Source organism: Mucilaginibacter robiniae (assembly GCF_012849215.1).
In the GTDB taxonomy this organism is placed as follows: Bacteria; Bacteroidota; Bacteroidia; order Sphingobacteriales; family Sphingobacteriaceae; genus Mucilaginibacter; species Mucilaginibacter robiniae.
Map to the genome: position 1 here is coordinate 2207180 of NZ_CP051682.1, position 17827 is coordinate 2225006.

Genomic DNA, 17827 nt, shown 5'->3' on the forward strand with positions numbered 1-17827 from the left:
CTTTTTGTTTAATTATTATTTAATTATCTTAGTATTTATAAATATGTCGGTGGTTGATAATTATACACTGTTAATTGATAAGGTAAACACATTTATACGCAAATACTATCTAAATAATTTGCTGCGTGGCCTTATTTTCTTAGGAGCAGGTTTACTATCGGCTTACTTGGTTATTGTAGTGCTGGAGTACTTTGGCAACTTCGATATTGCCTTACGTTCAATTCTATTTTACAGCTTTGTTATACTAAATTTATTCTTAGTAGCGTGGCTGGTCATTCCATCTTTACTTGCCTACTTAAAATTAGGCAAAACCCTCACGCATGATGAAGCAGCCGAAATTATTGGCTTGCACTTTCAGGATGTAAAAGACAAATTGCTGAATACCCTACAGCTTAAAAAGCTGGCCAACGAAGATGCCCGCCACCGTTTACTGATTGAAGCCAGTATTAATCAGAAAATTGAAACTTTAAAGCCGGTCAGTTTTCCATCGGCCATCAATTTGAAAGAGAATGCCCGTTATTTAAAATGGGTAATAGGTCCTTTTGTTATTATTGCCATACTGGCCATAGCAGCACCAGCGGTATTAACAGAAAGTACCAAAAGGCTTATTAAACACGATCAGTATTTTGCACCAGTTGCCCCATTTAAGTTTGTAGTGCTGAACTCATCGTTATCGGTAATGCAGGGGCAGGATTTAAAATTGGAGGTAAAGCTGGATGGCAACCAATTACCGGCTAACCTATATCTGGAAACAGGCAGCAATACCTTTAAACTGGATAAGCAAACTTTAACCCGCTTCCAGTACCTGTTTACCAACTTACAACAAAATACCAGTTTCCGGCTTACTGCTAACGGGTTTACTTCGGCAACCTATCAGGTTAAAGTAAACCAGAAACCAGCTTTATTGAATTTTGATGTGGTGCTTAATTATCCGGCTTACCTGCATAAAGCTACTGAAACTTTATCAAATGCGGGCGACATGACTTTGCCGGCCGGTACATCAGTAGAATGGCAATTGCATACCCGCGCTGCACAGCAACTGGCTTTTAGCATCAACCAAACACAACGCCAGTTAACCCCAGCAAAAACTGATGTTTTTACGCATACCGAACGCATTTACCGGAACACTACTTACACCGTACAGCCACTTACATCGGCTACGCAGGCGGGCGAGGCTACGAGCTATCGTATCAACGTTATTGCCGATGAAATGCCTGCCATTACCGTACAGGAGAAGCAAGATTCGGTAAGTAGTAAAGCTTTGTATTTTTCTGGCAACATACAAGACGATCATGGCTTTTCATCTTTAACCTTTCACTACCGTACAGAAGCTGCGGGTAGCAAGAGTAAAACTGTAAGCTTGCCGGTAAAAGCTAATTTGAGCCAAACTCAAGCTGACTTTTTCTACTACTGGAACCTAAAAGATTTAAATATTACGCCAGGTAGTCAAATTACCTACTACTTTGAAGTAGCCGATAATGATGGGGTAAATGGCCCTAAAAGCGTGCGCTCAGCCGAGCATACCTTACAGGCCCCTACCGAGCAGCAAATGAATGAGCAGTTAAATGCCGGTACGCAGGTTGTCAAGCAAAAAATGCAATCGGCTATTAAAATGGCTGGGCAACTGGAACGCGAGGCACAAAAGCTTAATCAGTTGCTGCTAAATAAAACAACCTTAAGCTTTGATGAAAAGAAACAGATTGAGGATTTGCTGAAAAGAAAAGCCGAACTAAATGATTTGATAAAAGATATTAAAGAAGACAATCAAAAAAACTTATACAACCGGCGTGAAAACCAGCAGCAAAGCCAGGAGTTGCAGGAAAAGCAAAAAGAGATAGAAAACCTGTTCAACAATGCATTAGATGATAAAACGCAAGAGTTGCTGAAAAAACTGCAAAACTTACTGCAACAGGAACAAAAAGATGCTACCCGCGATGAAATTGCCAAGATGCAGAACAACAACAAATCGATCAAGAAAGAACTGGACCGTATGTTGGAACTGTACAAACAACTGGATTTTGAGCAAAAGCTGAACGAAAATGTCAATCAACTTAACAAGCTGGCAGAACAGCAACAAAAGCTGGCTGAGCAAACTCAACAGTCTGGCACCGACAAACAACAGCTACAACAGGAGCAGCAAAAACTACAGCAGGACTTTCAGAATGTAAAAAAATCATTGGATGACCTGAGCAAAGCTAACGAACAGTTGGAGCGCCGCAATAATTTTGACAAACCTGAAAAGGATGAAAATGCAGTAGAGCAAAGCATGCAGAACAGTAAAGATGAACTGCAAAAAAATAATCGCTCGAAATCAGCACAGGCTCAGCAACAGACTGCTAAACGCATGCAGCAAATGGCCAGCAAAATGCAGCAAAATGAGCAGGAAGGCGAACAGGAGCAAAACAGGATAGATGTGCAGCAACTGCGCGAATTGCTTAAAGTTTTGGTTAATAGCTCGTTCAATCAAGAAAAGGTAATGCAAAGCTTACGGGGCATGAGTAGCAATGACCCAAGCTACGTTAACATGGCGCAAAAACAAAAAGATATTAAAGATAACCTGAAAACTGCTGAAGATACCTTATATGCTTTAAGCCGACGTATACCCCAAATACAAGCTACTGTAAACCAAGAAGTAGGCAGCATTAATGATCATATTGATAAAGCGTTGGAAAATTTAGGCGACCGGCGTACACCAGAAGCGAACCGCAACCAGCAATATGCCATGACCTCGATGAATAATTTGGCATTAATGTTGAGCGAAGCATTGGAACACTTGCAAAATTCTATGAATAGCGGTAAGGGAGGTGGTAAAAAGCAACAATCTATAGCTCAGCTTAGCCAAATGCAACAGCAGTTAAACCAAAATATGCAAAAAATGCGTGAACAGCTGCAACAGCAAGGTAATCAGGGCAAAAGCCAGCAAGGTGGTCAGCAAAACCAGGCTCCTGGCAGCAGTATGAGCGAGCAGTTGGCCCGTATGGCCCGTCAGCAGCAGCAAATCAGGCAACAGCTTGAGCAGCTGAACCGTGAAAACAATAAAGATGGAACCGGCAAATTAGGCAATCTGGACAAAATTGCCAAAGATATGGAACAAACAGAAAGTGATCTCGTAAACAAGAAAATTACAGAAGAATCGTTAAAGAGACAGCAGCAGATTCAAACCCGCATGCTGGAAGCCGAAAAAGCAGAACAGGAACGAGAACAGGATAAGCAACGTGAAAGTCAGGCGGGAAAGGATTTGCCTCCTGGTTATATTAAAGCATTGCAAGGTTTTCAGCAACATAAAGCAAAACAAACAGAACAGCTGCAAACGGTGCCTTCCGCTTTGAATTTATATTACAAACAAAAAATTAAACGTTATTTTAGCCAAATTAATGCAAAATAAAATGCAAACAGATAGTGTTCAAACCGGGCAGTTATACACGCTGCAGCTTCCGTCACAACTGGATAGCATCACTTTGCTTGAAAATTTGATTGAAGAAATAGCCGATAAATATCATATCAGTGAAGATGTTTTTGCCAATATGATGACTTGCCTTAATGAAGTAGTTATTAATGCAATTGTACACGGCAACAAGCAAGATACGGCAAAAAAGGTGATCATAAATGTAGATGTTGACCCTAAACGGGCTATATGGACCATTACCGATGAAGGTGAAGGATTTGATTATAATCATTTACCCGACCCTACGGCTGAAGAAAATCTGGAAAAATTAACCGGACGTGGCGTATATATTATTAAACACCTGGCCGACCAATGTGTATTCAATGATAAAGGCAATGAAGTAGAGCTGCAGTTTAAATTATAAATGGCCGCCGTTCACTTTTTTGCAGAAGATACCAGCTATAAATTAAAAAATAAAAATAATCTTAAACGCTGGATAAAAGATACTATACAAGCCGAAGGCTTTAAGCTGGGCGAACTTAATTATATATTGTGTTCTGACGCTTACCTGCTGAACATCAATCAGCAGTATTTGGATCATGACACCTACACAGATATTGTTACCTTTGATAATTCGGATACTGCCGGAGAAATCAATGGTGATATTTTTATTTCCGTAGAGCGTACTCAAGAAAACGCCCTAAAATTTGAGGTTAGCCCTGAAACAGAACTGCACCGTGTTATTATTCATGGTGCTTTGCATTTGTTGGGGTATAAAGATAAATCTGCTGCTCACAAAAAGCAGATGACAGCCAAGGAAGACGAATACCTTGCTAGGAAATCTTTTTAATAATCAAGTATTTACCTACCTTTATAGCTAAATTATAACTCCATTTATTTATGAAAATGCTAACGCTGCTTTTTGTACTGCTGTTTGCTACAGCCACCACCACCGTATATGATTTCAAACTAAAAACTATTGATGGTAAAAACTTTGATTTAAAAAAGTACAGAGGTAAAAAGCTATTGATTGTTAATACAGCATCTAAATGCGGCTTTACACCACAATATGCCGAATTACAAAAGCTGGCTGATGAATATAAAGATAAAGTAACTATAGTAGGTTTTCCAGCTAACAACTTTGGCGGACAGGAGCCAGGCGCTAATAGTGAAATTAAAACCTTTTGCCAAAAAAACTATGGTGTTACCTTCCCGTTAAGTGAAAAAGTTAGCGTTAAAGGGGATGATATCAGCCCATTGTTTAAATACTTAACCACTACAGAAAACCCTGATTTTACCGGCGAAATTAAATGGAACTTTGAAAAGTTCCTGATTGATGAAAACGGCAAGCTGATTCATCGCTACCGTTCACAGGTAAAACCATTGTCACCTGAAATTACCAGTCAGTTATAAAACTAAAAAGGCGCCTACATTGAGTAAGCGCCTTTTTATTCATTGTTTAGCCTTGTAAATATTAATCTTCTTTGTTCTTTTTACCAGCTTCTTCCCTAGCCTTTTTGATAGAATCTTGGCGGCGCTTTTGATCTTTCTCTTTCTTTTTAAAGAATCCTCTTAACAAAAAGTTATGCTGCGCTGCTTTTAAATCCTGGTTTAAAGTTGTTGTAGTTTTATTAGCATTAGCAATGGTAGTTTTAGCTGATGATACCGTAGTCTCTAAATCTTTAGCCATTCTATCATTATGCAGTAAACGACCTATTGAACCTTTACCATGATTGATATCCCGCACAATGCCAGTTAAATTGCTGGTTAGTTCTTCGGCATTATCAGCTACTCTGGTTAGTTTATTAATGATACGGTCAATATCCAGTGGGTTTACAGCAGTTAGTTTATCTCCGCTGCTTACCTCGTGACTTGCTGCGCCGCCGGGGCTAATTACTACCAATTTATCACCCATAAGCCCATCGCTGCCTATACTCACTTTAGCATCCTTCTTGATGAACTTTTTAACGTTGTTATTTAGCGTTAAATCAACGCGTACGCTACTATCAGTTACGATGTTGATACTTTCCACCACCCCTACGTTAATACCCGCAAAACGCACGTTATTACCTACCATAAGGCCATTCACGTTTTTAAAGATCCCATAAACGCCGAATGTGGAATTAAACATACTTTTTTGGCTACCTATCAAGAATATACCTAAAAAAAGTACGACTAAGCCTATTATCACAAACAAGCCTATTTTTATTTTTTGTCCCGATGTCGTCTTCATATTGTATCTAAAAAGAATGATTTTACAAATTCGTCTTCTGAGTGCTGTAGCTCCTCAAATGTACCCTCAGCTATATATTCGCCATCTTTCATTACTACTACACGGTCGGCCGTGATACGGGCACATTCCATATCATGCGTAATGATGATAGAGGATGTCTTGTATTTCTTCTGCATCTCCAATATCAGCTCGCTAATCTCACGTGAGGTGATAGGATCCAGTCCGGTTGTAGGCTCATCATACAGCATAATTTCCGGCTTTACAATCAACGTACGGGCCAGTCCTACCCTTTTGCGCATACCACCTGATAAATCCGAAGGCATTTTATCTACGGCTTCCGGCAGACCAATGCCTTCCAGCATTTCCTGTACCCGTTGGTCAAGTTCGCTCTGATCTTTGATTTTCAATACGCGAGTTAAAGCAAATTCTAGGTTTTCTTTAACCGTCATGGAATCATATAAGGCACCGCTTTGGAATAGAAAACCTATGCGCGTACGTAATTCTTTCAGCTGTTGATTATTTAACTGCGGTACATCTTCGCCAAATACTTTAACCGTACCTTCATCGGGTGTAAGCAAGCCTACAATGCACTGTATGGTTACGGATTTACCCTGGCCAGATCGGCCCAGTACAATCAGGTTTTCACCTTTTTTTAAAGTCAGGTTTATATTTTTAAGTACTTCTTTTGAGCCGAATGCTTTTTTCAATCCTTTTATATCTACCACTACTTCATCCTGTATGGTAGATTCCTGATTAAGCTGCGATACTTTTTCTTCTTCCATATCAATAATATAAAAGACTGGTAATCTGCACTACAATCATATCAATAAAAAATACCCATAAAGAAGCGGTAACTACGGCCGAGTTAGCGGCTACCCCTACGCTTTCGGTACCCTTACTGGATGAAAAACCTTTATAGCAACCTACAAAGCCGATAGCAAAACCAAAAAAGAAGGTTTTAATCAGAGCCGGCATAAAATCGGTAAAATCAAGCGCAGCTATACATTTGGTATAATACAGTGTAAAACTAATATCGTCAGTAAAGTTGAGGGCCATATACCCGCCAAACAACGAAATGGCATCACCTATCATAGCCAATAAAGGAACCATTAAGCAGGTAGCTAATATGCGGGTAACTACCAAATACTGTACTGGGTTAGCACCCGATACTTCCATAGCTGTTATTTGCTCAGTTACGTTCATACTACCCAGCTCGGCACCTATACTTGATGCTATTTTACCAGCGCAAATAATAGCCGTAATTACCGGACCTATCTCCCGTATTACCGCAACCGATAAAGTATGTGGTAACATACTTTCGGCACCAAACTCTACCAGTGTAGGCCGTAATTGCAATATGAGCACTAAGCCCATAATGAATGAAGTGATACTAACTAATGGGAGCGATTTGTAGCCAATTTCGTAACACTGGCGTACAAACTCAGACCATTCAAAACCACCAGAAAATAAGTTGCGGAAAAAACGTGACAGAAAAATAACCTGGTCGCCCACGCTTTCTATCCAGCCTCTCCATCCTGAACTTATAGCTTGATCTGCCATAAAAAATAAATTATAAAATAGTAACTTCTAGATACCTGCTCAAGACTATATGCTAAAACAGTAATGGTTTATAACATGGACACTTCCATAATCAGGATGTGCGATGGTGTGTTAGTTGCTATAGTGAATGAACTGGTATCATAAACACCTAACGCATCCCTTTTGTTTAACGTGTTGTTTGCAATTTCAACTTCTCCTTCTAGTAAAAAAACATATGCTCCGTTACCCTCCTGTTTTATTGAGTAACTGATTTGCTGCCCAGCATCAAACGTGCCCATTTCAAAATAAGCATCCTGATTAACCACCAAGCTCTCTTCCCTTCCATCAGGCGAAATAAGCTGGGTAAACTGATTAGGTTTAAATGCATCAGCAAAGCTCTTTTGTTTATAATCAGGCGGCACATTTATATGTTTTGGATATACCCAAATTTGTAAGGAGTTGGTAATTTCAGTAGCCGATGGGTTATATTCAGAATGCATAACGCCTGTACCGGCAGTAATAATCTGTACTTCGTCAGCTTTAATAATTCCATCACCGCCTAGGTTATCTTTATGCTCCAAAGCTCCCTGTAGTACAATGGTGATGATTTACATATTATCATGCGGATGTTGACCAAAGCCACGTCCTACGCCAATAAAGTCGTCATTCAAAACACGTAAGGCACCGAATTGTATTCTTTCTGGGTTATAGTATGGGCCAAAGCTAAAAGAGAAGTTAGCCTGTAACCAGCCGAGGTCATTATGTCCGCGCTGATTAGCCGGATGAAAAACTGTTTTCATGAAATTTAAATTATACGTTTAAACATGCAATTTTCAGACCATAAATTACTTTACGTACCTTTGCAGTAACATTTAACTTATGGTAAACAAAGCAGTTATAGCTGGAGCCAGCGGATTAGTAGGTAATGAACTGCTTCAAATATTATTGCAGGAAAATACGTATGGCGAAGTACTGATTTTAGTACGCAAGCCCCTACCTGTGCAACATAAAAAGTTGGTTCAACTAGTGGTTGATTTTGAGCAGCTGCATACCTATGCTCATGCCATTACCGGACATGCTTTATTTTGCTGCTTAGGTTCTACCCGTAAAAAAACGCCTGATCTAAACCAGTATCGTAAGGTAGATTATGATTATCCGGTAAACCTGGCACAAATAGCCTTAAACAACCGTATGCAACAATACCATTTAGTATCTGCCCTTGGTGCCGATTCTCATTCTTCTAACTTTTATACCCGTATGAAAGGAGAAACAGAAAACGCCATAGCACACCTGGGTTTAAAAGCGCTGCATATTTATCAGCCTTCTTTATTAACTGGTAACCGTAAAGAATTTCGATTAATCGAACGTTTAGCTACAGCTGGTATGAAAATAGCCAATGCCTTCTTGATAGGCAAATTTAAAAAATACCAGAGCATACCGGCTGCTACTGTAGCGCGGGCCATGTACAATCAATCTTTAAACACCGACGAAGGCTTGTTTATTCATCCTTCCGACCATATTAAAAATTTAGCGTGAGTACTTATTTATCAGCAGAAAATTTAGGTCATTCTTTTCATGACCATTGGCTATTCCGTAACCTAACTTTAGGTATTAATCGCGGTCGGCGCGTAGCCTTGGTAGGCGTTAACGGGGCCGGAAAATCCACCTTGTTAAAGTTACTTTCGGGCAAGATTGCCCCTACCGAAGGTAAAGTAGTTTCGGCCCGTGATTTAAGGCCGGGGTACCTGGAGCAAGATCCGAAGTTTGAAAAGGATTCTACTATTAGTGATTACATTTTTCATAAAGATAATGTACAGCAACAACTCATTTTAAAATATGAGCAACTACTGGAAGATGATCCGAACAATACTAAAGCTATCGACAAGATAACTGAAGAACTGAGTGCCGTTAATGCTTGGGAATATGAGTACAAGATTAAAAATATTTTGGGCCGTTTAGATATTCATCAGCTGCAACAACGTATTGATACCTTATCGGGCGGACAGAAAAAGCGCTTGGCTTTGGCTAAGCTGCTGATTGAAGACCCGGATGTTTACGTACTGGATGAGCCTACCAACCACCTGGATATTGACACTATTGAATGGCTAGAAAAGCTACTTACCGAAGGTGCCAAAACTATTTTGATGGTAACGCACGACCGCTACTTCCTGGATAATGTCTGCAACGAAATCATCGAGATTGAACGCGGAAAAATTTTCAACTATAATGGCAACTATCAGTACTATTTGGAAAAGAAAGCTGAGCGGGAGGCTACCAATGAGGCACAGTTTCAAAAGAACTCTAACCTGTTAAAAAAGGAACTGGAGTGGATGCGCCGTCAGCCGCAAGCACGCGGTACCAAATCAAAATCCCGTATTGATGCCTACTATGATTTGGAAGAAAAAACCAAGAATGCCGGACCTAACGCCAAGGTAGAACTGAGCGTTAAAACTTCGCGCCAGGGTGGTAAAATTATGGAGGTACATCATGTAGGTATTTCCTTTAATGGCAAACCTATAATTAATGATTTCAGCTACGTATTTAAGAAAGGCGATCGTGTAGGTATTGCAGGTAACAATGGTGCAGGCAAATCTACTTTACTCAATTTATTTACCGGCCTTTTACAGCCTGACAAAGGCAGCATTGAAAAAGGTGAAACTACGGTAATCGGTTACTTCAACCAGTCAGGTATTACTTTTAAAGATGACGAACGGGTAATTGATGTAGTAAAAAATGTAGCGGAATACATTACCATGGCCGATGGTAAAATGATCTCTGCATCACAACTATTAACCCTGTTTTTGTTCCCTCCTGCCCGTCAGCATGGCTTTATCAGTTTATTAAGCGGTGGCGAAAAAAAGCGCTTGCATTTGCTTAATATCCTGATGAAAAATCCTAACTTTTTAATACTGGATGAGCCAACAAACGATTTGGATATTGATACATTGAATGTGCTGGAAGAGTTCCTGACCAACTATACTGGCATACTACTGATGGTATCGCACGATAGGTATTTGCTGGATAAATTAACCGACCAGTTATTTGTAGTAGAAGGCAATGGTATAGTAGATATTTACAATGGTAACTACTCATCATTCCGCCTGGAACAGGAAGAAAAAAAACAATTACAAAAGCAGAAAACTGCTCCTGTAGCACAAACCGTAGCTACACCTAAAAAGAGCAAGTTATCTTTCAAAGAGCAAAAAGAACTGGAAACTACAGAAGCCGAAATCAACCAAACTGAAACCCGTATTAAAGAATTAACTAAGAAATTAAACTCGATTACAGATCATCAAAAGTTAACAGATATAGCTGCAGAAATTCAAACATTGAATGATGCACTGGATGAAAAAACGATGCGCTGGATGGAGTTAACTGAATTAAAAGAATCATGAAAACATCAGATATTATAGCATCCGTTGGCGTCATCATTTTGCTAATTGGTTTTATGCTGAACTTATTCAAAAAGCTTCCGGCTGATAGCAAGATTTATGCTTCGCTCAACTTCGTTGGTGCAGCTATGTGCGGGTACTCATCGTACCTAATTAGCTTCTATCCATTCGTAATATTAGAGGGTATATGGGCGTTTGTAGCGTTAGTATCATTATTTAAGGTTCCACGTGGAACATGAGCTACAACGTGTTAAATTTGCGTATAGTTCCACGTGGAACATGGGAGGTATTAGATGTTTAAGAAGTACGATGTAATAGTAGCCGGAGCCGGCCATGCAGGGTGTGAAGCCGCTGCTGCCGCAGCTAATATGGGCTCATCAGTTTTGCTCATTACCATGAATATGGGAACCATAGCACAGATGAGTTGTAACCCGGCTATGGGTGGTGTAGCTAAAGGGCAAATCGTTCGTGAGGTAGATGCCTTAGGTGGGTACTCCGGTATTATTGCCGATAAAACCACCATACAATTTCGGATGCTGAACCTATCCAAAGGTCCGGCCATGTGGAGTCCGCGGTCGCAAAATGACCGGATGCGTTTTGCCGAAGAATGGCGGCTGGCTTTGGAGCGCACTGACAATATTGATTTATGGCAAGATACGGTTACCTCATTAATCGTTAAAAATAATACAGTTTGTGGTGTTCGTACCTCGTTAGGTGTTGAGATAGAATGCAACGCGGTTGTACTAACTAACGGCACTTTCCTGAACGGTACTATACATATTGGCGAGAAACGTTTTGGCGGCGGTCGCACTGGCGAGAAAGCAGCTACCGGTTTAACTGAACAATTAGTAGAGCTGGGCATGGAAGCCGGTCGGATGAAAACTGGTACCCCACCGCGTATTGATGGCCGCAGCTTAAACTATAGTGTAATGGAAGAACAATGGGGCGATGAAAACCCCGGCCGTTTTTCTTTCACCGATGTAGAACGGCCAACCGAAAAGCGTTGCTGTTGGATTACCTATACTAACACAGCTGTACATGAAACCTTAAAAGAAGGCTTTGAGAAATCACCTATGTTTACCGGGCGCATTAAAGGTTTAGGCCCGCGTTACTGTCCGTCTATTGAAGATAAAATTAATCGTTTTGCGGAGCGTGAGCGTCACCAGATATTTGTAGAACCAGAAGGTTTCAACACAGTAGAAATTTACGTAAATGGTTTTTCTACTTCGTTGCCTGAAGATGTACAATACCGGGCGCTTACCCAAATACCAGGTTTTGAAAAAGCCAAGATGTTCAGACCAGGTTATGCCATTGAATACGACTACTTCCCTCCTACCCAACTGCAACCAACACTGGAAACGAAGTTGATCAGCAACCTGTTTTTGGCTGGGCAAATTAATGGTACAACTGGTTATGAAGAAGCAGCATCGCAAGGGATGATTGCAGGTATAAACGCGCACCAGAAAGTACATGATTTACATGAGCTAATTCTGAAGCGTTCCGAATCATACATTGGTGTGCTGATTGATGACTTGGTGACTAAAGGTACAGAAGAACCTTATCGCATGTTTACCTCCAGGGCAGAACATCGTTTATTGTTACGTCAGGATAATGCCGATGTACGCCTTTCACCTATCGGCCATGAACTGGGGCTGATTAGTGATGAACGTTTGGACAAGGTAAAACAGAAAATCAAAAACTCAGATGATATTGTAGCTTACACCAAAACTAAATCGGTTGAGGCTGCACAAGTAAATGGTTTGTTGGAAGAACTGGGTACTGCGGCGCTGAACCAGAATGTAAAAATGTTTTCGCTGTTGAGCCGTCCACAAGTTTCTTTTGGAGATTTGCGTACAGCTGATCCTTCTCTGGATGTACTCTTATCAGCTTACGATAAAGAAACTATTGAGCAGGCTGAAATAAAAATTAAGTACGAGAGTTATTTTGATAAAGAACTGGAGATTGTAGAAAAGATGCGGAAGATGGAAGACAAGGAAATTAATCCTGACTTCAACTACCAGCAGCTAGTATCATTATCAAAAGAAGCACGTGAAAAGCTAATGCGTATTAAACCACGCACCTTAGGCCAAGCTTCTCGCATCTCGGGCGTATCACCATCCGACATCTCGGTGCTGATGGTACATATATCCAGGTAAGAAGCTAAAAATATTAGTTTTTCATACCAAATAATGGCTTTAATAAAATTAATTAGAGCCATTATTTTTTTGTTTTAATATTGCATCACCAAAAAAAGTTAAAATCGTTTATAACGCTTAAAAATGAGCTTAAAATCAAGACACCTCTTTTTAGCTTACTTCTCCTCTATTTTATTACTTGCTGTTGCTGGCTGTGCCAGTATGCAGCGCCCGCAAGGTGGTCCGCGAGATCGTAACCCGCCCAAGTTACTGAAAGCAACGCCCGAGAACATGACGCGTCGGTTTAACGCTCGCCAGGTGATATTTGAATTTGATGAATATTTTAAGTTGGCTAATACCTATCAAGAAATCAGCGTGAGTCCTGCTTTTGAAAAGCAGCCCGAATATTTAACCAAAGGCAGAAACCTCGTCATCAACTTTAAAGACAGTCTGCAAAAAAATACCACCTACGTTATCAACTTTGGTAAAGCCATTGCTGATGTACATGAAGGCAACGTACTCAAGAATTTCACTTATGTATTTTCGACTGGTGATCACATCGACTCGCTAAGCATAACCGGTAGTGTAACTAATACCGAAACTTTAGAAAAAGAAAAGGATGCTACGGTTATGCTGTTTCCGGCCAGCCAGGATTCGGCATTGTTTGGCAAAAAGAAACCGAATATTTTTACCACTACTGATTCATCCGGAAATTTTTCGTTAAACAACCTGCATACCGGTACTTATACCATTTATGCATTGAAAGAGGCTGCGCCGGATAAAATTTACAATAGTGAAAATGAGCAGATTGCTTTTTTGAAAAAGCCTATTAAATTGGAGTCGGATGTAAAAGATGTAAACCTGACCTTATTTAAGCAGCCTGCACAAAAGTTCAGGATAGCCTCTAAAAAGTTTGATAATGATGGTAAGCTAGATATTATCTTCAACAAGCGACTAACAGATCCTTCTATCAAGATATTGTATCCCCCGGCATTGGATAATCAGAAGTTTGTAGATTTTAGTAAGACGAAAGATACCGCGTTGGTCTATTTCAAAAACATGGAATTTGATTCGGTAAGCGTAGCTATTCTGGACCAGAATAAACCGCTGGACACCGTTTATCAGCGCAAAGGCCTAAAAGAAACTTTTAAGCGGAACTTGGGCTTAGGTTACAATATCAATATTGATAACCACCTACGGCCTTATACCGATCTGGAACTTACAGCTAATTTTCCTTTAGAAAATATGGATGCAAGCAAGATCAAACTACTGGAAGATTCTATTCCGGTAAATCCTTTAAACTTGATAAAAAATCCGGCTAATCCTAAAAAGTATACCTTAAAACATACCTGGAAACAGAATGCAGCCTACCTACTGGTAATCAGTGAAGAAGCACTGACTGATATTTATGGTGATAAAAATAAAGAGCTGAACAAACGTTTCACTATCGACAAAATCGAAAACTACGGAACACTTACCTTGAAAGTAACCGTTCCTGATACAGCCATACAGTACCTGGTAGAACTGGTGGACAGCAAGAAAGCAACTATTCGTACCGACATTATTAGCAAAAGTACATCAGTAGTGTACAAAAACTTATTCACGGGTAAATACCAAGTAAAAGTTACGTACGATGATAACCGGAATGGCAAGGCTGATGGCGGGAATGTAAAGGCTAAGATATACCCGGAAAAAATATGGATTAGTGATAAAGTACTTACGTTACGCCCCAACTGGGACCAGGAAGAAGCCGTAGCGATACCTAAAGAACCGGCAACGCCATAAAGAAAAGGATAAAGTGGTAGGATGCGGAACTCATTTCCGAATCCTATTCAAAAAATAAAGCTGTTTATATAGTAAACCAGCTGGCGTATAAATTATAATTGTTGGGCAGATTTTTAAGCCATTGTACCTGTTCTTCGGTCAATGGCTTAATTTTTTTGGCAGGTGTACCAGCATATAAATAGCCCGATTCACATACGGTATTTTCCAATACAACAGCGCCTGCGGCAATAATAACATTGCTTTCTACTACGGCATGATCCATCACGATGGCGCCCATACCTATTAAAACATAAGCGTGCAGGGTGCAGCCATGTACAATTGCATTGTGCCCTACCGATACATAGTTCCCGATATGAGTAGCTGCTTTCAAATAAGTAGCATGTACAACTACCCCATCTTGTATATTGGTATGATGGCCGATAGTTATACTGTTTACATCACCCCGAATAACCGCGTTGAACCACACCGAGCATTGATCGCCTATGGTTACATCACCTACTATAGTGCAGTTATCAGCAATAAAGCAATCAGTTCCCCAAGTGGGTTTTTTATCTTTTACAGGTAGAATAAGAGGCATATTAATAAATAGATTATGAGTTAACTAATACTGTGCTTTGAGTTGGGTACACTTTTTTACAACCAATACAATTTCTCAATACTTAGGGTGTCTGGTTTGTGATGGCTTTCGATAAATCGTATAAACGATGGATGGTATAAGTATAATCTTTTAAAATGTTAAACTTTGGATTGCAAATAGCAAAAAGTTCTAAAGCATAATCAGGTGCATAGCGGTTTAAGTAAGTAAACTTGCTTTTTGTATACCTAATTAAATGCTCGTGGTTAGCATCCATAACATTATACCTAGTAAATTTCACACCATTTTTCATGTAACTACAGGTGTCAGGCAAACTATCAAAATCTTTTTGCCGGTAATTAAAAGCGGCATCTGCTTTCAAGACACGCAACAATGAATCCTTTTGATGATGCGTTAAATGCTTTTGTGTAACAATGATTGGCTCGGAAACATCCGGCTTGTAATTAATTTTTCTAATAATATGAACCGCATACCATTGTCCATATTGCTTTACTACACCTGTAAATTCGTTGGTGGAATTAAACCAGTTAGAAGTTGACCAGTGTAACAGCACATAATCGAACTTACTCTGTTTTGTAAATTCTTGAACGGATTGACTGTTTTCGTCTAATTTAAAATTTTGATCAATCTTGAGCTGTCCGTAACTTACATAAGCTTGTATACAAAGAATCAATATTATTAGGAAGAACTTATTATAGCTACGCATGATGAAATTATTGTTGAATAACTTTTTTAATAACTAAATTAGCACCTACCAAAGCGGAAATAGCTCAGCTGGTAGAGCATCAGTTTCCCAAACTGAAGGTCGCGGGTTCGAACCCCGTTTTCCGCTCTTTTAAAATACTGTATCCTCCACCACTTCCGCATGCTTCGGGTAATCTGTTGTATAATGCAAGCCCCTGCTCTCTTTACGCATCATGGCCGATTTCACCACAATATACGATACTTGGATGAGGTTACGCAGCTCGCATAATTTAACCGATAGCTTGGTACGTTTGTAAAATTCCTCAGTTTCTTCATACAACAACTTTAACCGGCGCATGGCCCGTTCTAAACGAAAGTCGGAACGAACAATACCGACATAGTCGTTCATGAGTTTTTGCATTTCACGAATGTTATGCGTTACCAGAATGTCTTCATCAGAAAGCTGTACACCTTTTTCGTCCCAATCGGGTATGTTATCCGGTACATAGCAGTGCTCAAAATTAGCAATAGCATCTTCATAAATACGGTGTGCAAACACCAAAGCTTCCAGTAAAGAATTGGAAGCCAGACGGTTAGAACCATGTAGCCCTGTAGATGAACACTCGCCGCAGGCATACAGCTGCTGGATGGATGACCGACCGCTATGGTTTACCATTACACCGCCACACATATAATGGCAAGCCGGTGCTACGGGTATCATATCTTTGGTCATATCAATACCAATATCTAAACACTTGGCGTAAATATTCGGGAAGTGGGCTAATATATCCTGCTTGCTTTTGTGCCGCACATCCAAGTACACATAATCCTCACCCGATTTTTTGATTTCGGCATCAATAGCCCGAGCTACAATATCACGCGGCGCCAATGATTTTCGCGGATCATACTCCTGCATAAATTCTTCGCCGTTGGTGCGTTTCAAAATACCGCCAAAACCACGAACGGCTTCCGAGATCAGGAAGGAAGGATATTCACCCGGATTATACAACGCTGTTGGATGGAACTGTATAAATTCCATATTCCGCACTTTACCTTTGGCACGGTACACCATCGCTACCCCATCACCCGTAGCAATAATCGGGTTAGTGGTAACAGCATAAATATGACCGGCGCCACCTGAGGCCATTACCGTTACTTTTGATTGAATGGTTTCTACTTCCTTCGTTTCGGTATTGAAAGCATAAATACCATAGCAGGTAATATCAGGAGTCGATTTATCTACAAATTCACCCAAGTGGTGCTGGGTAATCAGATCTACCGCAAAGTGGTGGGTTAAAATTTCAATATTCGGGTTTTGATGGATTTGTTCCAGCAGGGCGCGCTCCATTTCAAAACCGGTAATATCTTTATAGTGCAGTACCCGGTATTCGGAGTGGCCACCTTCTTTGGCCAAATCATACATTCCCTCATTCGTTTTATCAAAGTTGGTACCATAATCAATAATCTCCCGGATACGTTCGGGCCCTTCTTCCACTACAATTTTTACCACCTCTTCATCGCACAAGCCATCACCGGCTATCAGGGTGTCTTCAATATGCTTTTCAAACGAATCCTCATTTTTATCCACAACCACGGCAACACCGCCTTGTGCATATTTTGTATTCGATTCATCTTCGTTCGCTTTGGTAACTATCAGAACCTTACCATGGTTAGCCGCTTTAAGCGCAAAGCTTAATCCGGCAATACCAGAACCTACTACCAAGAAATCCACATTTTTCCTCATAAACAGCATCTAAAATGTGTAAAAGTAACACCTGTGTGCATAACCACGTTAAAAGATGTTAATTTTGTCTGAGCAAAAAGCTAATAAGTTGTGGAAATGTGGATAACTCAAAAATCAGACATAGATATCCACCATGGTTATCACTGAACTCAGGGGTAAATCACCAGGAAACTCACATTTGAAAAACGTATATTTATTCAACACAAAACTTTATTAACATAGATGTGGATAACCAATAACTATTGGTAATCAGATAATTGAATATTTTAAAGTGTGGATAACCTGTGGATTAAAGTGGAATAAGTAGCTAAACAAAATATTTTAAGCGCTTTTAA

At 40.0% G+C, this 17827-nt stretch carries 16 protein-coding genes, 1 tRNA gene and 1 pseudogene; 10 read left to right on the plus strand and 8 right to left on the minus strand.

The genetic code is table 11. The annotated features are described in order from the left end of the window. The first annotated feature begins 43 nt into the window (after nt 1-43). From HH214_RS09890 to HH214_RS09905, 4 genes are read left to right on the plus strand one after another with little or no spacing between them, the layout of a single operon-like run. Nucleotides 44-3385 (plus strand): DUF4175 family protein, encoded by a 3342-nt coding sequence (locus tag HH214_RS09890; RefSeq protein ID WP_169607287.1) that lies wholly within the window; start codon nt 44-46, stop codon nt 3383-3385. A gap of 1 nt (nt 3386) precedes the next feature. Further along, entirely contained in the window at nt 3387-3809 is a 423-nt protein-coding gene (locus HH214_RS09895) for an ATP-binding protein (RefSeq protein ID WP_169607289.1), read from the plus strand. After that, the gene (gene ybeY / locus HH214_RS09900) at nt 3810-4235 is read left to right on the plus strand and encodes an rRNA maturation RNase YbeY (RefSeq protein ID WP_169607291.1); all 426 of its coding nucleotides are present in this window, start codon (nt 3810-3812) and stop codon (nt 4233-4235) included. Between the two features lie 50 nt (nt 4236-4285). Beyond that, complete coding sequence (locus tag HH214_RS09905; protein ID WP_169607293.1) at nt 4286-4798, plus strand: glutathione peroxidase; 513 nt, start codon at nt 4286-4288, stop codon at nt 4796-4798. A gap of 61 nt (nt 4799-4859) precedes the next feature. Here HH214_RS09905 and HH214_RS09910 read toward each other — a convergent pair whose 3' ends face one another. From HH214_RS09910 to HH214_RS22325, 5 genes and pseudogenes are all read right to left on the minus strand, one after another. Further along, a complete protein-coding gene (locus HH214_RS09910; RefSeq protein ID WP_169607295.1) occupies nt 4860-5618 on the minus strand; it encodes an MlaD family protein in 759 nt (252 codons plus the stop codon). After that, nucleotides 5615-6400 carry an ABC transporter ATP-binding protein gene (locus HH214_RS09915; protein WP_169607297.1) on the minus strand — a complete coding sequence of 262 codons (786 nt, stop codon included), beginning with the start codon at nt 6398-6400 and terminating at the stop codon, nt 5615-5617. Before HH214_RS09915 ends, HH214_RS09910 begins: the two co-directional genes overlap by 4 nt. A 1-nt stretch (nt 6401) precedes the next feature. Next, nucleotides 6402-7178, minus strand: a complete 777-nt coding sequence (locus HH214_RS09920) for an MlaE family ABC transporter permease (protein ID WP_169607298.1) — start codon at nt 7176-7178, stop codon at nt 6402-6404. 68 nt (nt 7179-7246) lie between these two features. After that, nucleotides 7247-7579: a pirin family protein gene (locus HH214_RS22320; RefSeq protein ID WP_390622384.1), complete on the minus strand. Its 333-nt coding sequence runs from the start codon at nt 7577-7579 to the stop codon at nt 7247-7249. A gap of 30 nt (nt 7580-7609) precedes the next feature. After that, nucleotides 7610-7957, minus strand: a pseudogene (locus tag HH214_RS22325) (pirin family protein); the annotation flags it as partial. Between the two features lie 79 nt (nt 7958-8036). Between HH214_RS22325 and HH214_RS09930 the strand changes: the two are divergent. The 5 genes from HH214_RS09930 (at nt 8037) to HH214_RS09950 (ending at nt 14469) form a co-directional block, all read left to right on the plus strand. Continuing rightward, nucleotides 8037-8693, plus strand: a complete 657-nt coding sequence (locus HH214_RS09930) for an NAD(P)H-binding protein (protein ID WP_169607300.1) — start codon at nt 8037-8039, stop codon at nt 8691-8693. Further along, the gene (locus HH214_RS09935) at nt 8690-10552 is read left to right on the plus strand and encodes an ABC-F family ATP-binding cassette domain-containing protein (RefSeq protein WP_169607302.1); all 1863 of its coding nucleotides are present in this window, start codon (nt 8690-8692) and stop codon (nt 10550-10552) included. The genes HH214_RS09930 and HH214_RS09935 overlap by 4 nt, the downstream gene beginning before the upstream one ends. Continuing rightward, a complete protein-coding gene (locus tag HH214_RS09940; protein ID WP_211166348.1) occupies nt 10549-10788 on the plus strand; it encodes a CBU_0592 family membrane protein in 240 nt (79 codons plus the stop codon). The genes HH214_RS09935 and HH214_RS09940 overlap by 4 nt, the downstream gene beginning before the upstream one ends. A gap of 54 nt (nt 10789-10842) precedes the next feature. Continuing rightward, nucleotides 10843-12705 (plus strand): tRNA uridine-5-carboxymethylaminomethyl(34) synthesis enzyme MnmG, encoded by a 1863-nt coding sequence (mnmG, locus tag HH214_RS09945; RefSeq protein WP_169607304.1) that lies wholly within the window; start codon nt 10843-10845, stop codon nt 12703-12705. A gap of 123 nt (nt 12706-12828) precedes the next feature. After that, nucleotides 12829-14469 carry an Ig-like domain-containing protein gene (locus tag HH214_RS09950; RefSeq protein ID WP_169607306.1) on the plus strand — a complete coding sequence of 547 codons (1641 nt, stop codon included), beginning with the start codon at nt 12829-12831 and terminating at the stop codon, nt 14467-14469. Nucleotides 14470-14533: 64 nt separating this feature from the next. On the opposite strand, the gene HH214_RS09955 is transcribed toward HH214_RS09950, so the two are convergent. Next, a complete protein-coding gene (locus HH214_RS09955; RefSeq protein ID WP_169607307.1) occupies nt 14534-15046 on the minus strand; it encodes a gamma carbonic anhydrase family protein in 513 nt (170 codons plus the stop codon). Between the two features lie 82 nt (nt 15047-15128). Beyond that, on the minus strand, nt 15129-15770 hold the full coding sequence (locus tag HH214_RS09960; RefSeq protein WP_169607309.1) for a hypothetical protein: 642 nt from the start codon (nt 15768-15770) through the stop codon (nt 15129-15131). 53 nt (nt 15771-15823) lie between these two features. Between HH214_RS09960 and HH214_RS09965 the strand changes: the two genes are divergently transcribed. Next, a tRNA-Gly gene (locus HH214_RS09965) sits at nt 15824-15896 on the plus strand. Nucleotides 15897-15899: 3 nt separating this feature from the next. Here the strand turns inward: HH214_RS09965 and nadB are convergent. Then, on the minus strand, nt 15900-17492 hold the full coding sequence (gene nadB / locus HH214_RS09970) for an L-aspartate oxidase (RefSeq protein ID WP_169607311.1): 1593 nt from the start codon (nt 17490-17492) through the stop codon (nt 15900-15902). Nucleotides 17493-17827: the final 335 nt, after the last annotated feature.

Excerpts from the sequence above, each read along its gene's own strand:
- HH214_RS09890 (WP_169607287.1), top strand. The coding sequence starts at position 44 with ATGTCGGTGGTTGATAATTATACACTGTTAATTGATAAGGTAAACACA.
- HH214_RS09895 (WP_169607289.1), top strand. The coding sequence starts at position 3,387 with ATGCAAACAGATAGTGTTCAAACCGGGCAGTTATACACGCTGCAGCTT.
- ybeY (WP_169607291.1), top strand. The coding sequence starts at position 3,810 with ATGGCCGCCGTTCACTTTTTTGCAGAAGATACCAGCTATAAATTAAAA.
- HH214_RS09905 (WP_169607293.1), top strand. The coding sequence starts at position 4,286 with ATGAAAATGCTAACGCTGCTTTTTGTACTGCTGTTTGCTACAGCCACC.
- HH214_RS09910 (WP_169607295.1), bottom strand. The coding sequence starts at position 5,618 with ATGAAGACGACATCGGGACAAAAAATAAAAATAGGCTTGTTTGTGATA.
- HH214_RS09915 (WP_169607297.1), bottom strand. The coding sequence starts at position 6,400 with ATGGAAGAAGAAAAAGTATCGCAGCTTAATCAGGAATCTACCATACAG.
- HH214_RS09920 (WP_169607298.1), bottom strand. The coding sequence starts at position 7,178 with ATGGCAGATCAAGCTATAAGTTCAGGATGGAGAGGCTGGATAGAAAGC.
- HH214_RS09930 (WP_169607300.1), top strand. The coding sequence starts at position 8,037 with ATGGTAAACAAAGCAGTTATAGCTGGAGCCAGCGGATTAGTAGGTAAT.
- HH214_RS09940 (WP_211166348.1), top strand. The coding sequence starts at position 10,549 with ATGAAAACATCAGATATTATAGCATCCGTTGGCGTCATCATTTTGCTA.
- mnmG (WP_169607304.1), top strand. The coding sequence starts at position 10,843 with ATGTTTAAGAAGTACGATGTAATAGTAGCCGGAGCCGGCCATGCAGGG.
- HH214_RS09950 (WP_169607306.1), top strand. The coding sequence starts at position 12,829 with ATGAGCTTAAAATCAAGACACCTCTTTTTAGCTTACTTCTCCTCTATT.
- HH214_RS09955 (WP_169607307.1), bottom strand. The coding sequence starts at position 15,046 with ATGCCTCTTATTCTACCTGTAAAAGATAAAAAACCCACTTGGGGAACT.
- HH214_RS09960 (WP_169607309.1), bottom strand. The coding sequence starts at position 15,770 with ATGCGTAGCTATAATAAGTTCTTCCTAATAATATTGATTCTTTGTATA.
- nadB (WP_169607311.1), bottom strand. The coding sequence starts at position 17,492 with ATGAGGAAAAATGTGGATTTCTTGGTAGTAGGTTCTGGTATTGCCGGA.